The sequence below is a fragment of the Rhizobium sp. AP16 genome (genome assembly GCF_000281735.1).
Taxonomy (GTDB): Bacteria; Pseudomonadota; Alphaproteobacteria; order Rhizobiales; family Rhizobiaceae; genus Rhizobium; species Rhizobium rhizogenes.
Window position 1 is genome coordinate 13,969 of the sequence record NZ_AJVM01000044.1, and the last position, 22,106, is coordinate 36,074.

General features: G+C 57.8%; 27 protein-coding genes. 18 read left to right on the top strand and 9 right to left on the bottom strand.

Going from position 1 to position 22,106, the window contains the following annotated elements; translation table 11 throughout:
• Nucleotides 1–95: 95 nt before the first annotated feature.
• Genes PMI03_RS14985 through PMI03_RS14995 form a run of 3 tightly spaced genes read right to left on the bottom strand, consistent with a single transcriptional unit; the run spans nt 96 to nt 2,446 of the window.
• Entirely contained in the window at nt 96–944 is an 849-nt protein-coding gene (locus tag PMI03_RS14985; RefSeq protein WP_007694666.1) for a transporter substrate-binding domain-containing protein, read from the bottom strand.
• On the bottom strand, nt 937–1,773 hold the full coding sequence (locus PMI03_RS14990; RefSeq protein WP_007694668.1) for an ABC transporter permease: 837 nt from the start codon (nt 1,771–1,773) through the stop codon (nt 937–939). Before PMI03_RS14990 ends, PMI03_RS14985 begins: the two co-directional genes overlap by 8 nt.
• A gap of 4 nt (nt 1,774–1,777) precedes the next feature.
• Nucleotides 1,778–2,446 (bottom strand): ABC transporter permease, encoded by a 669-nt coding sequence (locus PMI03_RS14995; RefSeq protein ID WP_007694670.1) that lies wholly within the window; start codon nt 2,444–2,446, stop codon nt 1,778–1,780.
• A 295-nt stretch (nt 2,447–2,741) separates the two neighbouring features.
• Here PMI03_RS14995 and PMI03_RS15000 point away from each other — a divergent pair, with 295 nt between their 5' ends.
• Nucleotides 2,742–3,644 carry a LysR family transcriptional regulator gene (locus tag PMI03_RS15000; RefSeq protein ID WP_007694672.1) on the top strand — a complete coding sequence of 301 codons (903 nt, stop codon included), beginning with the start codon at nt 2,742–2,744 and terminating at the stop codon, nt 3,642–3,644.
• 346 nt (nt 3,645–3,990) lie between these two features.
• On the opposite strand, the gene PMI03_RS15005 is transcribed toward PMI03_RS15000, so the two are convergent.
• Nucleotides 3,991–4,344 (bottom strand): hypothetical protein, encoded by a 354-nt coding sequence (locus PMI03_RS15005; protein WP_007694674.1) that lies wholly within the window; start codon nt 4,342–4,344, stop codon nt 3,991–3,993.
• 98 nt (nt 4,345–4,442) lie between these two features.
• On the opposite strand from PMI03_RS15005, the gene PMI03_RS15010 reads away from it, so the two are divergent.
• Genes PMI03_RS15010 through virB11 form a run of 13 tightly spaced genes read left to right on the top strand, consistent with a single transcriptional unit; the run spans nt 4,443 to nt 14,555 of the window.
• On the top strand, nt 4,443–4,982 hold the full coding sequence (locus tag PMI03_RS15010) for a hypothetical protein (RefSeq protein WP_007694676.1): 540 nt from the start codon (nt 4,443–4,445) through the stop codon (nt 4,980–4,982).
• A 2-nt stretch (nt 4,983–4,984) separates the two neighbouring features.
• A complete protein-coding gene (locus PMI03_RS15015; protein ID WP_007694679.1) occupies nt 4,985–5,653 on the top strand; it encodes a lytic transglycosylase domain-containing protein in 669 nt (222 codons plus the stop codon).
• Nucleotides 5,650–5,952: a TrbC/VirB2 family protein gene (locus PMI03_RS15020; protein WP_007694680.1), complete on the top strand. Its 303-nt coding sequence runs from the start codon at nt 5,650–5,652 to the stop codon at nt 5,950–5,952. Before PMI03_RS15015 ends, PMI03_RS15020 begins: the two co-directional genes overlap by 4 nt.
• A gap of 5 nt (nt 5,953–5,957) precedes the next feature.
• The gene (locus PMI03_RS15025) at nt 5,958–6,296 is read left to right on the top strand and encodes a type IV secretion system protein VirB3 (RefSeq protein ID WP_007694682.1); all 339 of its coding nucleotides are present in this window, start codon (nt 5,958–5,960) and stop codon (nt 6,294–6,296) included.
• A complete protein-coding gene (locus PMI03_RS15030) occupies nt 6,268–8,655 on the top strand; it encodes a VirB4 family type IV secretion/conjugal transfer ATPase (RefSeq protein ID WP_012652920.1) in 2,388 nt (795 codons plus the stop codon). The genes PMI03_RS15025 and PMI03_RS15030 overlap by 29 nt, the downstream gene beginning before the upstream one ends.
• 14 nt (nt 8,656–8,669) lie before the next feature.
• Complete coding sequence (gene virB5 / locus PMI03_RS15035; protein ID WP_085946447.1) at nt 8,670–9,350, top strand: P-type DNA transfer protein VirB5; 681 nt, start codon at nt 8,670–8,672, stop codon at nt 9,348–9,350.
• Complete coding sequence (locus tag PMI03_RS15040; protein WP_007694688.1) at nt 9,347–9,580, top strand: EexN family lipoprotein; 234 nt, start codon at nt 9,347–9,349, stop codon at nt 9,578–9,580. Before virB5 ends, PMI03_RS15040 begins: the two co-directional genes overlap by 4 nt.
• A 3-nt stretch (nt 9,581–9,583) precedes the next feature.
• Nucleotides 9,584–10,516 carry a type IV secretion system protein gene (locus tag PMI03_RS15045; RefSeq protein ID WP_007694690.1) on the top strand — a complete coding sequence of 311 codons (933 nt, stop codon included), beginning with the start codon at nt 9,584–9,586 and terminating at the stop codon, nt 10,514–10,516.
• Between the two features lie 39 nt (nt 10,517–10,555).
• Complete coding sequence (locus tag PMI03_RS32030) at nt 10,556–10,843, top strand: hypothetical protein (protein ID WP_012652919.1); 288 nt, start codon at nt 10,556–10,558, stop codon at nt 10,841–10,843.
• Complete coding sequence (locus PMI03_RS15050) at nt 10,843–11,514, top strand: virB8 family protein (RefSeq protein WP_007694693.1); 672 nt, start codon at nt 10,843–10,845, stop codon at nt 11,512–11,514. Before PMI03_RS32030 ends, PMI03_RS15050 begins: the two co-directional genes overlap by 1 nt.
• Before the next feature lie 5 nt (nt 11,515–11,519).
• A complete protein-coding gene (gene virB9 / locus PMI03_RS15055; RefSeq protein ID WP_174006165.1) occupies nt 11,520–12,398 on the top strand; it encodes a P-type conjugative transfer protein VirB9 in 879 nt (292 codons plus the stop codon).
• A complete protein-coding gene (virB10, locus tag PMI03_RS15060; protein ID WP_007694697.1) occupies nt 12,388–13,557 on the top strand; it encodes a type IV secretion system protein VirB10 in 1,170 nt (389 codons plus the stop codon). Before virB9 ends, virB10 begins: the two co-directional genes overlap by 11 nt.
• Nucleotides 13,558–13,565: 8 nt before the next feature.
• Nucleotides 13,566–14,555: a P-type DNA transfer ATPase VirB11 gene (gene virB11, locus PMI03_RS15065; protein WP_007694699.1), complete on the top strand. Its 990-nt coding sequence runs from the start codon at nt 13,566–13,568 to the stop codon at nt 14,553–14,555.
• A gap of 220 nt (nt 14,556–14,775) precedes the next feature.
• Here virB11 and PMI03_RS15070 read toward each other — a convergent pair whose 3' ends face one another.
• Together PMI03_RS15070 and PMI03_RS15075 are read right to left on the bottom strand one after the other, a co-directional pair.
• Nucleotides 14,776–16,176 carry an O-antigen ligase gene (locus PMI03_RS15070; protein ID WP_007694700.1) on the bottom strand — a complete coding sequence of 467 codons (1,401 nt, stop codon included), beginning with the start codon at nt 16,174–16,176 and terminating at the stop codon, nt 14,776–14,778.
• A 138-nt stretch (nt 16,177–16,314) separates the two neighbouring features.
• Nucleotides 16,315–16,890 carry a sugar transferase gene (locus PMI03_RS15075; protein ID WP_012652914.1) on the bottom strand — a complete coding sequence of 192 codons (576 nt, stop codon included), beginning with the start codon at nt 16,888–16,890 and terminating at the stop codon, nt 16,315–16,317.
• Between the two features lie 206 nt (nt 16,891–17,096).
• On the opposite strand from PMI03_RS15075, the gene PMI03_RS15080 reads away from it, so the two are divergent.
• Nucleotides 17,097–18,029 (top strand): NAD-dependent epimerase/dehydratase family protein, encoded by a 933-nt coding sequence (locus PMI03_RS15080; RefSeq protein WP_007694703.1) that lies wholly within the window; start codon nt 17,097–17,099, stop codon nt 18,027–18,029.
• 7 nt (nt 18,030–18,036) lie between these two features.
• On the opposite strand, the gene PMI03_RS15085 is transcribed toward PMI03_RS15080, so the two are convergent.
• Nucleotides 18,037–19,323 carry a nucleotide sugar dehydrogenase gene (locus tag PMI03_RS15085; RefSeq protein WP_007694704.1) on the bottom strand — a complete coding sequence of 429 codons (1,287 nt, stop codon included), beginning with the start codon at nt 19,321–19,323 and terminating at the stop codon, nt 18,037–18,039.
• A 237-nt stretch (nt 19,324–19,560) separates the two neighbouring features.
• Here PMI03_RS15085 and PMI03_RS15090 point away from each other — a divergent pair, with 237 nt between their 5' ends.
• The 3 genes from PMI03_RS15090 (at nt 19,561) to PMI03_RS15100 (ending at nt 21,157) form a co-directional block, all read left to right on the top strand.
• Nucleotides 19,561–20,124 carry a cytochrome b gene (locus PMI03_RS15090; RefSeq protein WP_007694705.1) on the top strand — a complete coding sequence of 188 codons (564 nt, stop codon included), beginning with the start codon at nt 19,561–19,563 and terminating at the stop codon, nt 20,122–20,124.
• 90 nt (nt 20,125–20,214) lie between these two features.
• Complete coding sequence (locus tag PMI03_RS15095) at nt 20,215–20,403, top strand: hypothetical protein (RefSeq protein WP_007694707.1); 189 nt, start codon at nt 20,215–20,217, stop codon at nt 20,401–20,403.
• Nucleotides 20,404–20,473: 70 nt separating this feature from the next.
• Complete coding sequence (locus tag PMI03_RS15100; protein ID WP_007694708.1) at nt 20,474–21,157, top strand: YoaK family protein; 684 nt, start codon at nt 20,474–20,476, stop codon at nt 21,155–21,157.
• 334 nt (nt 21,158–21,491) lie between these two features.
• Here the strand turns inward: PMI03_RS15100 and PMI03_RS15105 are convergent, their stop codons facing one another.
• Nucleotides 21,492–21,719, bottom strand: a complete 228-nt coding sequence (locus tag PMI03_RS15105; protein WP_007694709.1) for a conjugal transfer protein TraD — start codon at nt 21,717–21,719, stop codon at nt 21,492–21,494.
• Between the two features lie 49 nt (nt 21,720–21,768).
• Nucleotides 21,769–21,993 (bottom strand): TraC family protein, encoded by a 225-nt coding sequence (locus PMI03_RS15110; RefSeq protein WP_007694710.1) that lies wholly within the window; start codon nt 21,991–21,993, stop codon nt 21,769–21,771.
• Nucleotides 21,994–22,106 lie beyond the last annotated feature (113 nt).

Genomic DNA, 22,106 nt, shown 5'->3' on the forward strand with positions numbered 1-22,106 from the left:
TGGGACGCAATGACCGAGTTTTGACGTGCCACGAGATATGCCGCTAGACTCATGGCATATGCATTCACGATGGCAACTGCCAGTTTTTGCTGGCGCTATTCGGGTGAAGACGGGGAAATATCGATGCCGAACCATTTCAGGCTGAGCGTCTTGAGCGTTCCGTCCCTGATGCTGTCCTTGATAGCCTTGTTGAAGGCATCAACAAGATCGGCATCCGCCTTACGAATACCAATCCCAACGCCGGGTCCCCAAAGGCCACCTGACAGTTCAGGACCGTAGAAGGCGGCGGTTTCTCCATCCTTACTGTCGAGGAATGTCTTCCATGTGAAATAATCGGCAAGTCCGCCATCGATGCGTCCTGCGGCAAGGTCGAGATGCAGGTTGTCCTGTGTGTCGTAGCTGCGGACGGTCGCCACCTTGCCAAACAAGTCGTTCAAAACGGCTTCGGAATTGGACGATCTGAGGACCCCCAGGGTTTTGCCGGTGAGTGTTGCGCGAAGCTGGTCGAGGATCGCCTGTTGTTCACTGCCGATGGTCGTGAGATTGATCTTGGCTTTGGTATCCGTTGCTGGAAGATGAAGATCCTTGCGAATGGCAAGCTGATTGAACCCGCCGGCATAGGGATCCGAGAAGGCAATGGACTTCTTTCGTTTCTCCGTGATGGCCATCCCCGACATGATCGCGTCGAACTTTCCAACCGTCAGCGCTGGTATGATGCCGTCCCAGTCTTGTGCCACGAACTTGCACTCGATCTTTATGCGCTGGCACAACTCTTTGCCCACATCGATATCGTATCCGACCAGTTTTCCATTCGCATCGATCGCATCCCAAGGGGGAGATGCCCCCTCTGTCGCGATCGTTATCGTTTTCCGGTCGTTGGCGTTGGCCCCCAGTTGGCTGATTGCCAAAAGAGCGAGTGAAAGAACGAATGCAGACTTATTCATGTGCAGATCCCCTTTTTGGTTGCATTGAATGGATGAATGACTGGGTACGATGTCGCTGAGCAGCAGCGATGTTTCTACGGCGGGAATTTCTTCGCAGCTGAAATCGCCATCGCGCCGGTCCGATGTAGGCGGATCGTTCCTCTTTCTGGTTCTGGGTGGAGCGAGCCAGATGCGTCTCCAGCATTTGGAAGAGTTTCGAGATGACGAAGGTCAGAAAGAGATAGATCAGACCCGCCGCCAGAAAGATCTCGTAAGGAGCGAAAGTCTCCGAGACCATGCGGCGGGCAAGCCCGGTGATTTCCAGGAGGGTCACGGTGCTTGCCAGCGAACTCGCCTTCAGCATCCCTATGACCTCGTTTGCGTAAGACGGGAGCACAGTCCGGAATGCCAACGGGAATATGATCAGGCGTATCTGCATGATGCGTGACAGACCGAGCGCCTGAGCAGCTTCAACGACACCGCGTGGGACGGCCTGAATGCCGGCTCGAAACACTTCCGTCGTGTAGGCAGCGCTGTTCAGAGATAACGCAAGCAAAGCACACCAGAATGGCTCGCGAAGCAGCGGCCAAAACATGCTGTTGCGGACAATTTCCAGCTGCCCTAGGCCATAGTAGATCAGAAAGAGTTGCACCAGCAGAGGAGTGCCGCGAAACACATAGGTATAGATGAGAACGCATCCAGACAGGTGCCTGTTGGACGACGCCCTAAGGAAGCTCAACGGTACCGACACGACAAAACCGATCGCCAATGACAGCAAAGTCAGGGCTAAGGTCAGAAGGACGCCGTCGGCAAGAACGCCGATGCTTTCGAAGATCAAATTGAGGTCCAAGATCCTAGCCCTTCTGATGATCGGGTATCAGGAGACGTCGCTCCAGCAATCGGAATGACGCGAGCGATAAGCTCGTCATCGCGAGATAAAGAGCCGAGGCGGCGAGATAGAATGTAAGCGGAGCGCGCATCGATCCGGCGCCGATAAATGCGACGCGCATGATGTCGGTAAGGCCGACGATCGAGATCAGCGACGTGTCTTTGAGGAGCGAAACCCAGAGATTGCCAAAGGCGGGCAGGGCGACGCGTATCATCTGTGGCAGGATCACAAGCAGCCAGACTTGCCATGAGGCGAGCCCCAGAGATAACGCTGCCTCCGTTTGCCCCTGGGGTATGCTTTGGATCGCTCCGCGGAAGATCTCGGCGCAATAGGCGCCGAAGACAACTGTCAGCGCCGCCACACCAGCGGCGAAAGCGCTGATCTCGACATAGCGGCCGGTCAGCGCAGTGATGGCGGCGGTTCCACCGAAATAGACGACGAGGATCACCAGCAATTCGGGCAGGCCTCGGACTATCGTCGTATACGCCTGCCCGATTAGCACCGGCAGACGCAATTGGGACAATTTGATGACGGCGACGAACAGTCCAAGAAGCGTGCCTAGTATGCCGCTCGCCGCTGCCACCAATACGGTTACTTGAAGTCCATGAACGAATTGGACGAAAAATCCGGACAAGGCATGAATCCTCTCTGCCTATTCTCACGCTACGAGAGGATAAGCTCTTTCAGTTTTGATATCTGTTATTTCAATACGTAAATACTACCGATAATAGTATTTTTATTGTGTAATTATCGGAGATAATATTTGCGATATCCAGAAATTATACTTTGAGTGATTTGCGTCAATCTATAAGGTGCAGATAGTTTTGATAAGCGCAGCTTATAGCCCTTGCAGGAGCTACCGGTAGGTGGCGTCTTGCATCAAGGGGGGATTGGGGTGGCGCCGAACCAAGAGAACCAGGTTTAAAAAAATGGTCGGTAAAGCCACCTCGGGCGTAAAGCTTCGGCAGCTGCAGATTTTCCGGGAAGTCCTGCGCGCGGGATCGGAGAGGTTCGCCGCCAAAGTTCTCAAGATCAGCCAGTCCGCTGTCAGTCAGCAAATCAAACAGCTTGAGGCAGAGATTGGTTTTTCTCTGTTCTCCCGGGAGAATAACCGTCTTGTCCCGACAGACCGGGCATGGGAACTGTTGCGCAGCGTCGACGGGGCGCTTCAGGGCGTTGACAGGATCGAAAAGTCGATTGCGTCTTTGCGTAGCGAGGACACCAGAACAATAGGCTTGGCGGCTCCGGGCGTATTCTGCCTGAGCGTCGTTCCAAGAGCCATAAAAGCAATTCGTCAAAGCAATCCGTCTTCGTTTCAGGTGAAGTCGGGCAGTTATCAGCAGATTGCCGAGCATGTTTTGAATGGGCGAGCGGATCTTGGAATTTCCCGCCTGCCACTCGATGAGCGCGCTTTTGACTGGGTTCCCGTTTCCATTGCGAGGAATGTCTGCCTGTTTTGGGCAGGGCATCGGCTGGCTGAAAAGGATCTCGTAACGCCGGAGGATATCATAGGTGAGGCGCTGATCGACATCGAGCCGCAGTTCTCAGCGCACCAGATGAACATCAATGCCTTGCGTTATATGGGGGTGGAGCCCGATCTGGTGGTTGAATATGATGCAAACGGGCACGATGCCGGCTTTGTCGCAGCCGGCGTTGGAATATCAATTACGAACAACGTCATCGCGAGAGAGTACGAGCTGTTCGGTTTGGATTCTCGTCCATTCGAACCGGGCGCAATCTACCACTACGTCGTCTTTTGGCAGAAGGGGCGCCAGCTCAGTAAAGCCATGCAGCTGACCGTCGCCGAATTGGCGGCTGCGTTCGGTTCATAAGCATAAAGGGAATAAATGTAGGCTCGGCATGGTCTGCATCAGCATTGTTCGCCTACATCACGTTCCGCTGTAGACCAATCTTCCATGTCAGCGTCTGTCGGTGTTGATATTCCCCAGGTTCTGGATGATTGCATTATCCCAGATGGATACCTTCTAGGCTCCCGCCAGTGTCGTAATGTATGATGTAATGTGCGCAGGGAGAGTGTGTCCAAGCTTTTGCTACCGCTCGGACAAAGAGAGAGTTCGATCGTAGACGGCGAGGCACTCATCGGCCAAGACCGGTCAAGAATCAAACTGACGCTTTTGATATGATTTAATTCGCTGTGAGTGGGCTTTCCCAACTCAATTATTTTCCCTGAAAGCTCCGCAGTTTCTCGAAAATCTCCGGCGCGATCTCAAACTGACGGGCCTTGCCGCGCCCCATGGAATTCTTCACGAACGTCTCCGTCAGGATCCCACGTTTCACCAGCGGCTCGATTGTCTCCGTCACGCCCATGCGTGTGAGCTTCGTAATTTCGACTATATTTGAGATGTTTAGCGCCTGATGAGCTTGATGCATGATGTAAAGAACACTCATCATGCCGACCTGTTTCAGCCGGGATTGCGGTGTCTCGTCTTCCTGCGGATGATCCATGATCTCATGCAGGATGAAGGCTGCGAACGAAAGACTGTGCCACTGCGTGGTTAGGGTACTTGTCATCTTTTTAACTGCATTATATAAGTCAGTATAAATTACGAACGGCGTCAGATCGTCGCCGGACGGATCGTTTGATATCGCCACATCGAAGGATCATGCTGATGAAACGCCTTCTGGTTGGAACAGTCTTCGCCATTGCCGGCTGCATCCCTCTATACCTCATTTCCGAGCCGTATGCGCGCGCCGATGATTGGGGATGTCAGGTTATCCTGTGCCTTTCCAATCCGGGTGGGCCTACACAATATGACGCCTGCCGTCCCCCGATCAACAAACTCTGGCAGGAGCTTGCCAAGGGGCATTCCTTTCCCACCTGCAGCGGTGTCGGCTTCCGGGCATCGCGTCCTGGTTACGAGCCCTATTTCTGCAGTGACAGCTATCGCCTGGCGACACGCTATGGCGAGCGCGGCCAACAGGAGACCTGCGTTTCGCTAACCCTTTCCAAGGTTGACGGAGGCTATTGCGCCCCCGGCCGTGATGGCAGCGCTAGAGACGATGGGCTGGTGATATCGGCGCGCTGGCAGCGGGATGGCCGGCACGTACAGTGCATGGGCTATCCAACGGCGCGGCCGAATGTGCGATCCGAGCCCCATTATGTCGATGTGACCATCGACGGCGTTGGAAGCCAGCGGGTGTGGTACTGACCATGGCCGTCGCCTTTACCGATCTTGCCCAGACCTGTGCGCCGGCGATTGCGATCGAAACGCTTGCGGCGGTTGTCAGTCTCGAAAGCCAGTTCCAGCCTTTTGATATTCGTGTGGGTGAGAGTTCATCTCTTCATGAACAGCCGAAGAGCAAGGCCGAGGCGATCGAAACCGCAACGGCGCTGATGGCGGAGCATCAGGATGTCCAGCTAGGGCTTGGCGGCATTGGCATCGCCGAATTGCGCAAGCTTGATCTCAGCATCGCGGATGCGTTCGATCCATGCCTCAACCTCAAGGCAACGGCGACACTGCTCGATGGCTATTATCGTCTGGCCGTGCGCGCCGGCGCGACACGGCAACAGGCGGAGCGCGTGATGCTGCAATCCTACTACGGGCGTTCCGATCCCTCGGTCGGAAAGATGGCCCAGTATGACGATCAGGTCAAAAGCGAGGCCAAACGGCTTTCGAAGATGCTGTCGGCCATAGCGATAGGGCAGAGTGTCGGGCGGCCGACAGTTCCCGAACCCCAGACCAGTGATCCGTCCTTGAACGGTGAGGAAAGGCCTTTGCCCGAACGGTCGGCGAACCCCCCGTCTTGGGATGTCTTCCATGCAGCGCGGCAATCATCTGCGCTGGTCTTCCAAAATGATCAACCGGAGCAGTCTGAATGATGTCGAGGATCAATATTCGTGCATTTGGTGTCACCGTTGCGATGGCAACTGTCCTTTCGATCGCCATGATCGAGCCAGCCTTTGCCCAGAGCGCCGGCGGTATCGAGACGGTCCTGCAGAATATCGTCACCTTGCTCACGGGCAACGTCGCCAAGCTTCTGGCGACCATCGCCGTCATCATCGTCGGCATCGCCTGGATGTTCGGCTACCTCGACCTTCGCAAGGCGGCCTATGTCGTGCTCGGCATCGGCATTCTCTTCGGCGCCTCGCAGATCGTCAGCACGATTTCCGGGGGCTGAAGATCATGGTGGAGAAGGTTTCGCTCGAGGAAGACACTCTGTTTTTGGCCTGCACCCGGCCGGCGATGATTGCCGGGGTGACGATGGAGGCCATGGGCGTCAACATTATGCTGACGACGATCCTCTACATTATTGCCGGCTCGATCGCCTATGGCCTTGTCGGTGTGGTCTTTCATTTCATCTTTCGCTCGCTCGTCAAGCATGACCACAACATGTTCCGTATCCTGATTGCCTGGATCGAAACCCGTGGTCGTTCACGCAACGGCACCTATTGGAGTGGTTCTTCGCTAACGCCGTTGAGGCTGGTGCGGCACTATGACGAAAGGGACCTTGGCCATGCCTAATGTGTCCCGTCTCAAATTCCGTGAAGTCGAGCCAGAAACGTTTATCCCCTATGTCCGGCACGTGGACGAGACCGTGATCGCACTCGATTCCAGAGCATTGCTGGCGATGATCTCTTTGGAGGGCGTATCTTTCGAGACGGCCGATGCGACCGACCTGAACAGCCTGCAGCGCGACCTCAATACGCTCTACCGCAACATCGCCGACGAGCGTCTGGCAATCTGGACCCATCTCATCCGGCGGCGCGACAACACTTATCCCGACGGCGAGTTCACCAATCCCTTCTCGGCAACGTTGAATGGCAAATATCGGGAGCGGATGGTGAGCGAAGACCTGTTTCGCAACGATCTCTATCTCACCTTGCTCTGGCATCCGGGCCGCGATCCGGCTGAACAGCTCGCAAATCTGCTGTCACGGCTTCGCAAGCTCCAACGAGCCGCAGTCGAGCTCGATGAGGGCAGTCTGAAGCATCTGCGCGACAAGGTAGCCGATGTCACCGCGGGACTGCGGCGCTTCGCGCCGCGCGTGCTGTCGCTCTACGATCAAAACGGTATCCTGTTTTCCGAACCGAGCGAGGTGCTGCATCAATTGATCGGCGGCCGCCGTGAACCCATACCATTGACGGAAGGCAGGATCTCCTCGGCGATCTATTCCGATCGCGTAATCGTCGGACGCGAGACGGTCGAGATCCGTCATGAAGGGACAAGCCGTTATGCAGGCATGTTCGGTTTCAAGGAATATCCGGCGAGAACCCGCGGCGGCATGCTGGACGGTATTCTAACGGCGCCTTTCGAACTGATCCTCACTCAGTCCTTGGCGTTCAGGTCTAAAACCGATGCCCGCACCATCATGGGCCGCAAGCAGAACCAGATGGTGAGTGCGGTCGACAGGGCAGCCTCACAGATCGAAGAGCTCGATGCGGCGATGGACGAGCTGGAATCGAACCGTTTCGTGCTCGGGGAGCACCATCTGACGCTTGGGGTGTTCGCTTCCTCTGTCAAAGACCTTACTGATAATCTCGCCAAGGCGCGCTCGCATCTGACCAATGGCGGCGCGGTCGTAGCGCGCGAGGATCTAGGGCTCGAAGCTGCATGGTGGGCGCAATTGCCCGGTAATTTTCGCTATCGGGCCCGTTCCGGTGCGATTACCTCTCGGAATTTTGCAGCACTTTCTCCGTTTCATTCCTATCCTATGGGTAGGAAGGACGGCAACGAATGGGGACCGGCCGTCGCCATGCTGAAGACGGCGTCGGGCTCGCCGTTCTATTTCAATTTCCACTATGGCGATCTCGGCAACACCTTCGTCTGCGGTCCGTCGGGTGCTGGTAAGACCGTGCTTCTCAATTTCATGCTGTCGCAACTCGAAAAGCATGACCCGCACATGGTCTTCTTCGACAAGGATCGTGGCGCCGACCTCTTCGTCCGGGCTGCCGGTGGCACCTATTTGCCGCTTAAGAATGGGCTGCCGACCGGATGTGCACCGCTGAAATCCTTGGAGCTGACACCGGAGAACAAGATATTCCTGGCACGATTTATCGCCAAGCTAGCCGGCGCGGCAGTGCGCGATTTTTCGGCCAGCGATGTCAGCGATATCGCGTTGGCGATCGATGGCCTTGCCGATCTGCCGAAAGATCAGCGCACGATCGGCGCTTTGCGCACCTTTCTCAACAATACCGATCCGGAAGGGATCGCCGCGCGCCTGCGTCGGTGGGAAAGAGGCGGGCCGCTTGGTTGGGTCTTCGACAACGAGGCCGATGAGATCGGTATTGGCGCCAAATTTCTCGGCTACGACATGACCGATTTTCTCGACAATGAGGAAATCCGTAATCCCTTGATGGCTTATCTTTTCTACCGTGTCGAACAGTTGATCGATGGCCGACGGATCATCATCGTTATCGACGAGTTCTGGAAGGCGTTGCAAGACGAGAGCTTTCTTGATCTTGCCCAGAACAAGCTCAAGACTATTCGCAAGCAGAACGGCCTTATGCTGTTTGCCACGCAAAGCCCGCGGGACGCCATCAACTCACCGATCGCGCATACGATCATCGAGCAGTGCCCAACACAGGTTTTCCTGCCGAATTCCCGCGGTGATCGAGACGACTATGTCGGTGGCTTCAAGCTCACCGAACGCGAATTCGAGCTGGTTGCCCGCGAGCTCTCCGCCGAAAGCCGACGCTTCATCGTTAAACAGGGTCACAACAGCGTTGTCGCCGAACTCGATCTCAACGGCTTCGACGATGAGCTCGCAATCCTCTCCGGGCGAACGGCAAACGTGGAACTTGCCGAGGCGATCCGCTCGGAGCTTAGCGATGACCGGGACGAATGGCTGCGGATATTCCAACAGAGAAGGAGTGCAAGCTGATGGCGCAGAGCAGAATGATTCCCATGACAGCGATAGTACTGTTCCTTTCCTCCTACGCCGCCGACGCGCAGGGTATCCCCGTCATCGACCAGACGGCGATTGCCAAGCAGATCGAAAGCATAACCCAACTGAAATCGCAGCTCGATGCGCTGAACCAGCAACTACAGCAGGCTCAGCAGCTCTACGGTTCGCTAAACAAGCTGACCAATATGGCCGACGTCGCCAGCCTGCTGAACGATCCGTCGATCCGCAAGGCATTGCCAGGGGACTTTTCTGCCGTCGAAGGCCTGCTCAAGGGCTCAGGTTCAGGCACGCTTGGCGATGCCGCCTCAAAGTTCTTAACCGACAATTCGACCTACAAAACGAGCGCCAATGACTTTTATGCCCAGGAACTGTCGCGTCTTCAGAACAAGAATGCAGGGCAGATGAGCCTCGGCCAGCAAATCTACGACGCCGCGACCAAGCGGATCGACGGGATTGATCAATTGCGCCAGCAGATTTCTTCGGCGAGCGACGCCAAGGACATTGCCGATCTGCAGGCGCGGCTGCAGGCCGAAACGGCCTTTCTCCAGACCGATATGCTCAGGATGCAGGGGTTACAGATGGTGCAGCAGGCCGAGGTTCAGGTCGATGAACAGCGCAAGGCCGAGGATTGGCGCAAGCGCATGGATACAATGGGAGCGGCCCTTCAATGAAGTTTCTTGTTTTCTTCACGCTCGGTGTCTCTTTGTTCGGCTGCTCGAAGCAGCCCGAGCGTACCTATTCGGTCGATGAGCTGGTGGCCAACCAGACGCTGCTATCGGATCTCATCGCCAAATGCAAAAGCAATCCCGGTGAGTTGCGAGCGACGCCGAATTGCGTGAATGCCGAGGCCGCGGACAGAAAGTCACTCCTCCTTGGCATAGACAAAGCACCCGGAGGTTGAGGCATGTATCAGATCTTTGCCTTCGTCGATGGGCAGTTCAAGGCGCCGCTGGAGAATTTCATATCGTCAGGTACGTCGAATATCGCCAGCTGGGTCACCGGCCCATTGACGGCAGCATTGACACTTTATGTCATCCTCTATGGCTTCCTGATCCTGCGTGGATCGGTCCACGAGCCGATCATGGATTTCGCCTTCCGCGCAATGAAGCTTGCCATCATCCTGATGCTGGTCACGAACGCTGGCGAGTACCAGACTTATATCGGCAGTATCTTCTTCGACACATTGCCCAAGGAGATTTCGCAGGCGTTGAACTCCGGCACGATACCAAGCGCCTCGACCTTCGACAGCCTGCTGGACAAGGGTCAGAAATGCGCGCGTGAGATCTGGTCACGCGCCTCATGGGGTGTCGATATCGTTACCGGTCTCGGTGGCATGCTGGTCATCTTGGCAAGCTTCGTGGTTGCCGCGATCGGTTATATCGTCTCGCTCTATGCCCGTCTGGCACTGGCGATCGTGCTTGCTATCGGACCGATTTTCGTAGCGCTCGCCATGTTCCGCTCGACACGCCGCTTTACCGAAGCCTGGATCGGGCAACTCGCCAACTTCGTGATCCTGCAGGTACTGGTCGTGGCGGTTGGCTCGCTGCTCATTACTTGTATCGATTCCACCTTCACAATGATCGAGAGCTACAGCGACGTACTCATGCGACCCGTTGCGCTCGGTGCCATTTGCCTTGCCTCCCTCTACGTCTTTTATCAGCTTCCAGGCATCGCATCGGCACTTGCCGCGGGCGGGGCGTCGCTCACCTACGGCTATGGCGCGGCACGCGACGCGCATGAAGGCACGCTTGCCCGAGGTGCTACCTACATGGCGCGAGCGACCGGTCGGGGTGCACGTGCCCTTGGCCGCAGCTTTCGTTCCGAAAGAACCGACTGATGTGGAACTTCAAGCAAACAACAAAATGGCTGGTTCAGAATGATCCGAATATTCGTGCTTTTTTGCGTGGCGTCAACGCTCGGCGGCTGCGCGTCACTTTCCTATCCCCTGCCCAAATGCGACGGCTATTCGCGCCGACCACTCAATCGCGCTATGTGGCAATGGGACGGCGATAGTCGGTCCATGCCGCAACCTCCTAACTCTTCACCAGCACTGTCCGGCGGCAAGCCACCTGCCTATGTCGAGGCAGAGCCGGATATCGTTCCCGCCGCCTTCGCGCATTTCGATGTCGGCAATTCCTATCGTCCATGCGGAGGGCCGCGGTGATGGTGACGACGGACAGTCTCAAGGCTTATTTCGACAAGGCCCGGCGGTTCGATCAGGACCGCATGATCCAGATGGAGCGTTCGGTTCGGATTGCCTGGTTCGTAGCCACCGGGGCCGGTGTTCTTGCGGCGATTTCGACCGTAGCTATCGCAGGCTTGACACCGCTGAAGACGGTCGAGCCCTTTGTCGTGAGAGTCGACAATGCCACCGGCATTGTCGATGTCGTTTCGGCACTCACGTCGACCGCTGGCACCTACGACGAAGCGGTGACCAAATATTTTGCCGCCCGCTATGTTCGTGCCCGCGAGAGTTATGTCTGGAGCGAGGCGGAGGAGAATTTTCGCACGGTTTCGCTACTCTCAACGGCGCCGGAACAGACCCGCTTTGCCGCGATTTATCGCGGCGGCAATCCGGATTCCCCGCAAAATATCTACGGCCGCGGTGCCACATCGCGGATCAGCATTGTTTCCATCTCGCTGATCAACGCCAAGGTAGTCTCCGTTCGTTATATGCGCACCATTACCCGCGGCGACGAGACCCATACGACCCATTGGGTAGCAACGCTTACCTTCGCCTATGTGAACGCTCCAATGTCCTCGACCGATCGGCTGGTCAATCCGCTCGGCTTCGTCGTCAGCGACTATCGATCCGATCCGGAGGCCATCAATTGAAATATCTGAAACGTCATTGTTTGATCGCTCTGTTGCTGACCGCCGGCTGGTCATCGGTAACCCTTGCGCTGGAAACGCCGCGCGGTGCGCCCCAGGACAGCCGCATCCGCTTCGTCGACTATCAGCCTTATAATATCACCAGGGTCGTAGGCTCGTTGCGTTCCTCCGTCCAGGTGGAGTTTGCCGCCGATGAGGAAATCGCCCATGTGGCGCTTGGTAACACGGTCGCCTGGGAAGTGGCACCAGCCGGCAATATCCTCTTCCTGAAGGCGCGAGAGAACCAGCCGGTCACGAACATCTCGGTGGTGACGACGCGCCGCGATGGTTCGACGCGCAGTTACCAGATGGAGCTGACGGTCCGCGACGGTCCGGTCGCCGGCGGCCAGGACACCTATTTCTACGTCAAATACCGCTATCCTGCCGATGACGCGGAACGCCGGCGCCAGGAGGCAACTGCACGAGCGCGGGCGGCGCAAGCGGGACAAGCCGACACGGTACTGGCTTTGCATGAGCAAATTGGGCCGCGCAACTGGCGCTATACGGCGCAAGGGTCGGCGACGCTTGAGCCGCAGGCCGTTTATGACAACGGCAAGATCACCACCTTCGCCTTCACCGGCAATCAGGAAATGCCGGCAATCTATATGGAAAACTCCGACGGCACGGAGAGCCTGGTGCCAAAGTCGGTGGATGGCGATCTCGTGCTCGCTCATGCGATCAGCCGCAAGTTTATCCTGCGGCGGGGAGGGGACGTGCTCTGCATCTTCAACGAAGCCTACGATCCAGTGGGCATCGATCCCGACACCAATACGACATCGCCTTCGGTGGAGCGTGTCATGAAAGCGCAGGCGGCAAGTGCCGCAACAGGAGGCGGTCATGGCGGATGAGACGGAAGACCGTATCCCAGGTGAACGCGCCGAGACGGATGTCAACCCGCGAACTGAGGCCAGTCCATTCCTGAAGCGCGGCGCCGTGGTTCTGGCGATGATCGCCTTTGTTGGATTTTCGCTGTGGTCGATGCGTGACGGGCAAAAGGCCGAGCCAACCCAGCCCGAACATGTCGTCATTCGCCAGACGGCCGACTTCGAGCCGGCGAAGGAAGAGGTAAAGACGGCTGCACCGCTTCCCCAGGTGCTGTTACCAACGCCTGCGCCAAAGGAGCAGGCCACACCCGCCGAGGACACTTTGCTGGACTCCGCCCGCCGCGCGCCGGTGATGGCCTATAATGGACAGCAGTCCTCATCGCAGCGCCGTGACACTGCAGCTGCCGTGTCGCAAGACCCCGGCTCCAATTATCTACCTGTTCCGGGCAGCCTTGGGGGCTCCCAACCTGAAACCGAGGATCAGCGTTTCACCAGGATGTTGACGCCGACCCATCTGGAAGGGTCACGCGCCGGCACGCTCGGCAATCGCGACTTCATCGTAGCGATGGGAACTTCCATTCCCTGCGTGCTGGAGACGGCGCTCGCCTCCGACCAGCCGGGCTTCGCCAGCTGCGTCATCAACCGCGATGTGATTTCCGACAACGGCCGCGTGGTTCTCATGGAGAAAGGAACCCAGATCGTCGGAGAATATCGAGGCGGCTTGAACCGCGGCCAGAAGCGTCTGTTCGTGCTTTGGAACCGGGCAAAGACGCCAAAAGGTGTGATTATCACGCTCGCCTCGCCCGCAACCGATGCACTCGGGCGGGCGGGCATGGATGGCTATGTCGACACGCATTGGTGGGAGCGCTTCGGTAGCGCCATCCTGCTCTCCATCGTTGGCGATGCGACGACCTATGCCGGGAGCCGGCTGCAGGATAGTGACGTTCAAGCGCAAAATACGACGACGGCTGGCCAGCAGGCAGCAGCGACCGCCGTCGAGCAATCTATCAATATTGTGCCGACATTGACAAAGCATCAGGGCGAACTTGTCTCGATCTTTGTCGCCCGCGATCTCGATTTTTCCGGCGTCTATAGCCTGCGTGTCACCGAACCCCGCAACAGGATCCTCGATCGGGCGGTATTGGGGGATTTCAGGCCCCGATCGACGCTTGTCACGAAGTAGGGGGGAAGATGGCGGAAGCTTCAGATGCTGGTGTCGTGCGTGAATTGCTTTTGCCACTGTCTCGCTTCCTAAAGGATACGTCGCTCTATGAGATCGTCATCAACCGCCCGGGTGAAGTCCTGACCGAGGGAACGGAGGGATGGCAGCACCATGCGCTGCCGGATCTTAGCTTCGAGAAGCTCATGCGTCTGGCCCGGGCCATTGCAAGCTATTCGAACCAGGCAATCGACGAGGTCCGGCCGGTCTTGTCGGCCACCTTGCCAGATGAAGAGCGGATTCAGGTCGTTGTTCCGCCGGCAACGACCAAGGGCACGGTCAGCGTCACGATCAGAAAGCCGTCGTCAGTGACGCTGACGTTGGATGATCTCGAAGAGGGTGGATTATTTTCCAATGTCTCCTCGCTGAACCGTTATGTCGAATCCTCCGATGCGAAGTTGGACAAGATCCTTAAGGCAGGCAATTACGCGACGTTTCTGCGTGCGGCGGTTCTTGCGCGCAAGAACATCATCATCTCGGGCGCGACCGGATCGGGCAAGACCACCCTGTCGAAGGCATTGATCCGGCATATCCCGGAGCATGAGCGGATTATCTCGATCGAGGATACGCCGGAGCTGATCATCCCGCAGCCCAATCACGTCAGGCTTTTCTATTCGAAAGGAGGGCAGGGGCTGGCGAAAATCAGCGCGAAAGACCTGCTCGAATCGTGCCTTAGGATGCGACCCGATCGCATTCTTTTACAGGAGCTGCGCGACGGTTCGGCCTTCTACTACATCCGCAATGTCAATTCAGGACACCCTGGATCGATCACAACGGTGCATGCCGATTCTGCGGCGCTAGCATTCGAGCAACTGACGTTGCTCGTGAAAGAGTCGGAAGGAGGTCGCGACCTCGAGCGCAACGATGTTCGTAGTTTGCTCAAGGTCGCAATCGATATCATTGTCCAGTGCAAGCGGATCGACGGGCGGTTTCGGGTGAACGAGATTTACTTTGAGCCATGATCGAGCGCAGAGATGTTTAGTCCCGGCATTTTACTTTGTTCACTTCAGCCGCGGTTCGTTGTGAACGGCAAAATGGCTGAAAAGGACATGAAACTTAACAGCCGCACTCGCCTTTCGAAACGACGACATCACAATCAATGCCTCCGGAAGGGCGAACCATCCTACATTCGATCGTGGGGTGCTCTGTGTTGCTATCGAGGCTCTCGTGCAACTGTCATGATCAAGTTCCCACCGCCGCATCTTTCCTTTCCACCTTCGACATCGCCAAATACTCGCCCTTCAGCCGCATGTGACACCAGCAGGCGAAGGCGGAGCTGGCGAAGGCCAGGCTTTCGCCGATAGCCAGGCGGTTGTTGGAGTTGCTGAGCAGCGTCAGTGAGAAGAAGAACAGGCAGACGGAATAGGCGTGCCAGGCGGCGCGGGGGATGATGGCGGCCTTGTAGGCGCGCCAGACCGCCCGGATGAAGATCGCGAGCATAAAGGCCATTATGGCGGCGCCGAACAGGCCGTAGCGCACCAGGATTTCCAGATAGCCGTTGTGCAGCAGCGTATACTGGATATGCGAATAACGCGTCTGATACCAGCGCTCCAGCCAGCGGTTGCCCCAGCCAAAGACCGGTGCGGAGGAGAAGACTTCCCAGCTGTTCGACCAGAGCTGCAGCCGCTCGTCCATCGGTACCGGCGTGTCGGTGGAACCGATGGTGCTTGTCACTGTGCCACCCAGGTCATGACCGCCGGTGACGCTTTCCAGCATGGCGATGGTCGCCGACACGGTCGGGCCGGCCGTCTTGTCGAGATTATGGCGCGCGGTGTAGATGCCGGCGACGAGCAGGACCGCGGCAACGGCGATGACGATGGTACCGAGCTTCAGGCGCAGATAGCTCAGAGCCACCAGCGCCAGTAGCGGCAGGGTGATGCTGAGTGCCAGCCAGACGCCTTTCGACTTGGCGCCATAGATCGCGATGAAACAGAGACCGACGATGAAGGGCGAAACGATATAAGCAAAGCGCGCGATCCTGCGGTCGCTCGACTTGTCCGTCAGATAGTGCAGCAGCCAGAACAGCGTGAAGATCACGATCATGCCGCAGGCGACGGCGCCGTGGATCTGGTTGTTCATGATCAGTGGCTTTACGGTTTCGCCGGCAAAAACCTCACGGAAATGCTGCGTGGCAATCAGCATCGCGAGGGTCGCGGCGAAATAGGCGGCGATGATCTTTTCGAACAGCGGTTCGTAGAGCAGGACCGCAACGCCGAGGATCGGGAAGAAGAAGGGAAAGGCATAAAGCCAGTCGGAGGCGCCGATATCGTGTTCGGGCGTCAGCCAATAGGTGATGCCGAAGCGGGTCATGACATAGGCACCCCAGCCCATGCACAACCAGCCGATCCAATCGGTGCGGGGCCGCACCGGTGCCTTCAGATAGTAATAGAGCGCGATCAACGAGAGCAGGGCGACGGCATAGCGGTAGGCGTCGCTTTCCACGAGCGTAGCGGATGCGACGAGAATCCAGAGCAGGCTCCCAAAGATCGCCACCGGCTGCGCCATGATGCCTGTGGTCATCTTGCCGGCGATAGCCCCGGCTGCGGGATCAGCATGCGGTTTCTTCGCGCGCAAGTCGTCCAATGGTATCTCCGCCTTCGTCCACGTTCGATTCGTCTGGTATGCCGGAGCATTCACGACAGCCAGTAGGGCTGTAAAGGGGCATGAATACGGCATTTCGGCGGTCTTGCACCTGCCATGCCTTTTTCTGCCCGAGTCTTGTTAATGGGTCACACCATCGCTGCGAACGACTTTCAGTGCCGTTAGGATGATGATCTTGAGGTCGAAGAAGAAGGAACGCCGCTGTAGATAGTCCTCGTCCAGCGCCACTTTTTGCGGGATCGGCAGCTCGTCGCGGCCGTTGACCTGCGCCCAGCCGGTGAGACCCGGCAGCAGGGCGTCGACGCCGCGCTCGGTGCGTAGAGCAATCAGGTCATGCTGGTTGAAGAGAGCCGGGCGAGGGCCGACAATGCTCATTTCGCCCTTCAGGATGCACCACAGCTGCGGCAGCTCGTCCAGGCTGGACTTGCGCAGGAAGGAGCCGATCGGCGTCAGATAGGCGTCGGCATCCTTCAGGAGGTGCGTCGCGACCGCGGGCGTGTCGGTCCGCATGCTGCGAAACTTCGGCATGTGGAAGATCTGGTTTCGTCGGCCGACCCGGTTCGACCAGTAAAGAATGGGGCCGGGGGAGGTCAGCCGCACGGCGACCGCGACGATCAGGATCGGGATGGAAAAGACGACGACAGCCGCAAAGGCGGCGAGGAAGTCGAAAAGGCGCTTGGCGATCGTATAGGGCATCGTCTCTGATGGTTTTACCGGCGCTGGTTTCGCAGCGTCGGTGATGGTTTCTGCGCTGTCCATGTCATATCAGGCATTTCTGCACAATCGTTCGGAGCACGAATTTTGCTGGGCTTGTCCCGCAAGGGCGCCTTGTTTCTCAGGAAGATAATGTGCGAAGCATGGCCTGAGCGGACGCATGGGCGTCATTGAGGGACGATGGGCGCATGATCCTGGTTACGGGTGCAACGGGTTTTGTCGGGCAGGCGCTTTGTGCCGAGCTTGCCAGGCGACAAATGGATTATCGTCCGGTCAGCCGTGCACCAAAGCCGGGTTTCGTAGCCATGGGCACGTTCGACGGTGCGACCGATTGGGCGAGAGCGCTTGCGGGCGTCGAAACCGTCGTGCATCTGGCGGCGCGCGTTCACGTGATGAACGATACTTCGTCCGATCCGCTCGCCGCCTTTCGCGCCGCCAATGTCGATGCCACGGTCAATCTGGCCCGTCAGGCCGCACGGGCTGGCGTCAAGCGCTTCATCTTCCTGAGCTCGATCAAGGTCAATGGCGAGGCGACGGTGCTAGGTCGTCCGTTTAGGGCGTCCGATATGCCGCATCCCGAGGATCCCTATGGCCAGTCGAAGCGGGAGGCGGAGGAGGCGCTCCTTGCCATCGGTGCTGAGACAGGCATGGAGATCGTCGTCATCCGCCCGCCGCTGGTCTACGGGCCGGGCGTGAAGGCGAATTTTGCGAGCCTGATGAAATGGGCTGGGCGGCCGTTTCCCTGGCCTTTCGGGCTTGTCACCAACCGCAGATCGCTGGTTTTTGTCGGCAATCTCGTCGATTTCATCCTGCTCTCGGCACATCATCCCGCAGCCGGAAATCGGGTGTTCCTGATCAGCGACGGTGCTGATCTTTCCATTGGTGAATTGATCGGCAAGCTTTCTACGGCAATGGGGCGGAAAGCTCTGCTGCTGCCGATCCCGCCGCGTCTGCTGGAAGGGCTGGCGGCGCTGCTCGGGCGTCGTGCGGCGGCACAGCGCCTTCTCGGTTCGCTGCAGGTTGATATCGGCGAAACAATGGCGATCACCGGCTGGTCACCGCCCTATTCGGTCGATGAGGGGCTGCGGCTGGCGGTCGCTGCTTCGCCTGGCGACCGCTAAGCGCTGCTTACAGGCTCCACACGGCGTGCCCGTCGAGCCGCGGATTGTCGCGTTCCAGCGCCGCTTTCACGTCGACCACCACGCCGTTCTCGCCCAGGAGGTTGAGAATTTCCGCTGCATCATCGGCAAGATAGGATTTGTGCGGTACAGCCAGCACGATCGCGTCGAGTTCGCCGAAGTCTTCGAGCGCCGCCAGCCGCACGTCATATTCCTCTTCTGCCTCCTCATGGCTGGCCATGGGGTCGTGCACCTGTGGCTTGATGCCGAACTGGTGCAGCTCGCGGATGATGTCGGGGACGCGGCTGTTGCGCAGATCCGGCACGTTTTCCTTGAAGGTCAGGCCGAAAATGCCGATGCGGGCGCCGTTGATCGGCTTTTGCGCCGAAACCAGCATCTTGATCAGCTTCTGGGCGATGAAGGCGCCCATGCCGTCATTGATGCGGCGGCCGGAGAGGATGACTTCGGGGTGGTAGCCGAGTTCCTCGGCCTTGGCGGTGAGATAATAGGGGTCGACGCCGATGCAATGGCCGCCGACGAGGCCCGGCGTAAATGGCAGGAAATTCCATTTCGTCCGCGCCGCCTTCAGGACGTCGGCGGTGCGGATATCCATCTTTTCGAAGATGATCGAGAGCTCGTTCATCAGGGCAATGTTGAGGTCGCGCTGGGTATTTTCGATGACTTTAGCGGCCTCCGCCACCTTGATGCTGGGCGCCTTATGGATGCCGGCCTCGACCACCGTGCCATAAACAGCGGCGATCCTCTCCAGCGTCTCCTCGCTGTCGCCGGCGACCACCTTCACGATGCGCTCGAAGGTGTGCTCCTTGTCGCCGGGGTTGATCCGCTCCGGCGAATAGCCGAGGTGGAAATCCTCGCCCTGGCGCAGGCCGGAGACTTCGGCGAGCACGGGGCCGCAGACGTCCTCGGTGACGCCGGGATAGACGGTTGATTCATAGACGACGATGCCGCCCTTCTTTAGGGCCTTGCCGACGGTGCGCGAGGCGGAAATCATCGGGCGCAGATCCGGCTGCCGGTTGCGATCGATCGGTGTCGGAACGGCGACGATGAAGATGTCGCGGTCGCGCAAGTCTTCGATGTCGCTGCTGATGCGCAGCCCGCTTTCCCTCAGACGCTCCGGCGAGACCTCGCGCGTGTCGTCCTCGCCCGCTTTCAGGGCCGCGACGCGGGACGCCTTGATATCGAAACCGACGACATCGGGAAATTTTCCGGCCAGGGCAATCGCGACGGGCAGCCCGACATAACCCAGGCCGATCACGGCAATTTTTTCGCTCAACACACTCTACCTCGAACAATCGACCTGAATTAGCGCATATCCGAGCCGCGTGTCAGCGCAAATCTTTGCAGTACCGTGCCAATTCAGGTGCATGTCAGATCAATGTGAATATCAGGCGGAGGCTTTGCAATAGGCGGATCCGCGAAGCGCTGCCGTATGTCGCCCGGCACCTTGAGGCGGCCGAATAAAATGGAGGCCCCAGGTGTTTGCTGCTCGTTCCTCCCAAGGAGATCTTAAATCATGAGCAATTTCAATAGGGCTACCGCAGACGAGCGCGCAACCCACTATGACGCCTTCACCATTGCGCTGCACTGGCTGACCGCACTCCTGGTGCTGACGCTGTTTGTGATGGCGCAGGTCTGGGATTTTGCCGATCGCGGCACGCCCCTGCGTCTGGGGCTGATTTCGCTACATGTCTCGCTCGGCATCCTGCTTGCCGTCGTCCTTGTCCTGCGCATCGTCTGGCGCCTCATGACGTATCGGCGCACGGCGCCCGCCGTCTCCGGGCTTCAGCACGTGGCCTCTACCCTCGTGCACCTCGTTCTCTATGCGCTGATGATCTCGCAGGTGTCCTATGGGTTCCTGATGCGCTGGGCGTCTGCGAGCGACCCGGAATTCTTCGGTCTGTTTTCCATCCCGCCCTTTGTCATCGTCGATCCGGCAATGCGGCGTCTGTTCAGCGAACTGCACAGCGCCACTGCCTGGGCCATTATCGCCATAGCCGGCATTCATGCCGCGGCCGCCCTCGTGCATCATTATGTGCTCCGCGACCGTGTACTTGCGCGGATGATGCCGGCGCGCTGATAGGTGCTTTTGGTCGCATCTATCGAAACTTTTTGCTCGCATGCCTATTTAGTATCCTGAGACATGTTTTCTCGGAATGCGTGGTTCGTTATGCGTAACAAATATCTGAAGCAATTATATGCCCGACGTACGGAGCTGGAATCCAAGCTCGAACTGTATATAGCGCGCTATTGTTTCGGCGACGGAGAGGTCGAGGACGGCACCGAAGCGGATCTGAAAGAGAGGATCCGCGAGATATCCGACGAGATCGCCGTGCTGGAACAGGGACATAATAGCTAGACATCATCTTCGTTTCCGCGTGATAAGGATTCATACTCTCTGATGGATCGCAGCGGAGACGAGGTTGTCGATGAAGCCGAGCCTGCCCACCCTTCTGAGCATTAATGGCGGCTATGTCGACACCGCCGGCTTTCTGGCCCTGCATGGCCTGTTTACCGCCCATGTCACTGGTAACTTCGTTACCTTCGCCGCCGCGATGGTGCTGGGAACCTCGGGCGCTGCAGCCAAGCTGCTGGCGCTGCCGGTCTTCTGCATGGTCGTGATCCTTGCCCGTCTGCTCGGCGGCGAGCTGTCTCGGCGCAATTTGCCGGTGTTGCCGGTGATCCTGATGCTGAATTTCCTGCTATTGGCGCTTGCCGCTGTCTTTACCCTTGGCTTCGGCCCGTTTGTCAGCGGCGACGGCTGGCAGGCGATCCTGACGGGAATGACCCTGGTGTCGGCGATGGCCGTTCAGAACGCCTTGCACCGCGTTCATCTCGGAACGGCGCCGCCAACGACGATGATGACAGGGACGACGACGCAGATCATGATCGATATCGCCGATCTCCTGCGCGGGGTAGAACCCGAGGCGAAGGCCGCCGCCAAGGCGAGACTTGGCCGGATGGGGGCGACGCTTGGCGGCTTTGTCTTTGGCTGTGCCGCGGCGGCCCTGCTTTTCTTGTTGATCGGCGTCGCATGTTTCATCGTGCCGCCGGTTCTGGCACTCGCTGGAATTCTGTTGCATGCAGGCAGGGTGGCGGCAAGGCCGGTTTAGGCATTGCTCTGTCTATCTACCATTGCCTGACTATTATTCGGCCGAGCACGAAATGTTCAACGCGCGAATGTGCATTCGTGTCCTATGTGTGCTGGCGTTGTCTTTATGGCATTGCGTCACGGATATGAGCCTATTTCTGCGATGCCAGACACAAATTCAATCAACCGCCACAGCCAACATAGCCGGCGTAGCAGGCTTGAACCACTCGACGTGCCGAGGCGAAAATATCGTTGTCGTCGCCGGCCATCTATATGCCGCGAAAAATAGTGTCGTAGTGATCACCACCGCTGACGCAATGTCCTCAGAAGCATTAGGCTCGATCGTCACTTCACCGTCACGCTAGACCGTCGCCTTCTGAGTTGGTCACGCGCGCGTCGGCCCGGAATGCTTCCATTCCGATCTCATGTAGTTGACGATATTGCGCCGTACCTAGCGGAATCCGGCTTGCCTCGATCAGAGCGCCGAGCAGGAATGCGCGATCGGCTTTTCTCAAGCCAGCCTTGATGATCAATCCGCCGAAGATGATCTTGTCGCGCGTTTCGCGCTTGCGATCGTTTGTCATGTCACGCTGCCGCCTTCGTTCGAGAAATAAAATTCGTTGATGAAGCCTCTTAAGCGGATGCGCCGGTCGCCCTTTTTTCGTCATCGCGAAATCGCGCCGCGATCTCGGCAAAGGCGGTGTTGAGCTCGGCGTCGGGAATGTCCAGTTCGGCGAGGCCGGCTTTCAGTGCCGCGCGAACAAAGCGTTCGTTGGCCTTCGCGACCATGTTCTCGCGTTTCTCCTTGAGCAGTTCGATCTGTGTGTCGATCTCGGAGACCGTGGTTTTTGCACGCATGGCTGTCCTTTCTTTCATCAGGGTCGAGTTTGATGGCATCTTTTATACTAATTTAAATACGGTAGTCAAATCAGGTCGAATAATGTAGGAAAATGGAATGCATCTTTGAAAAT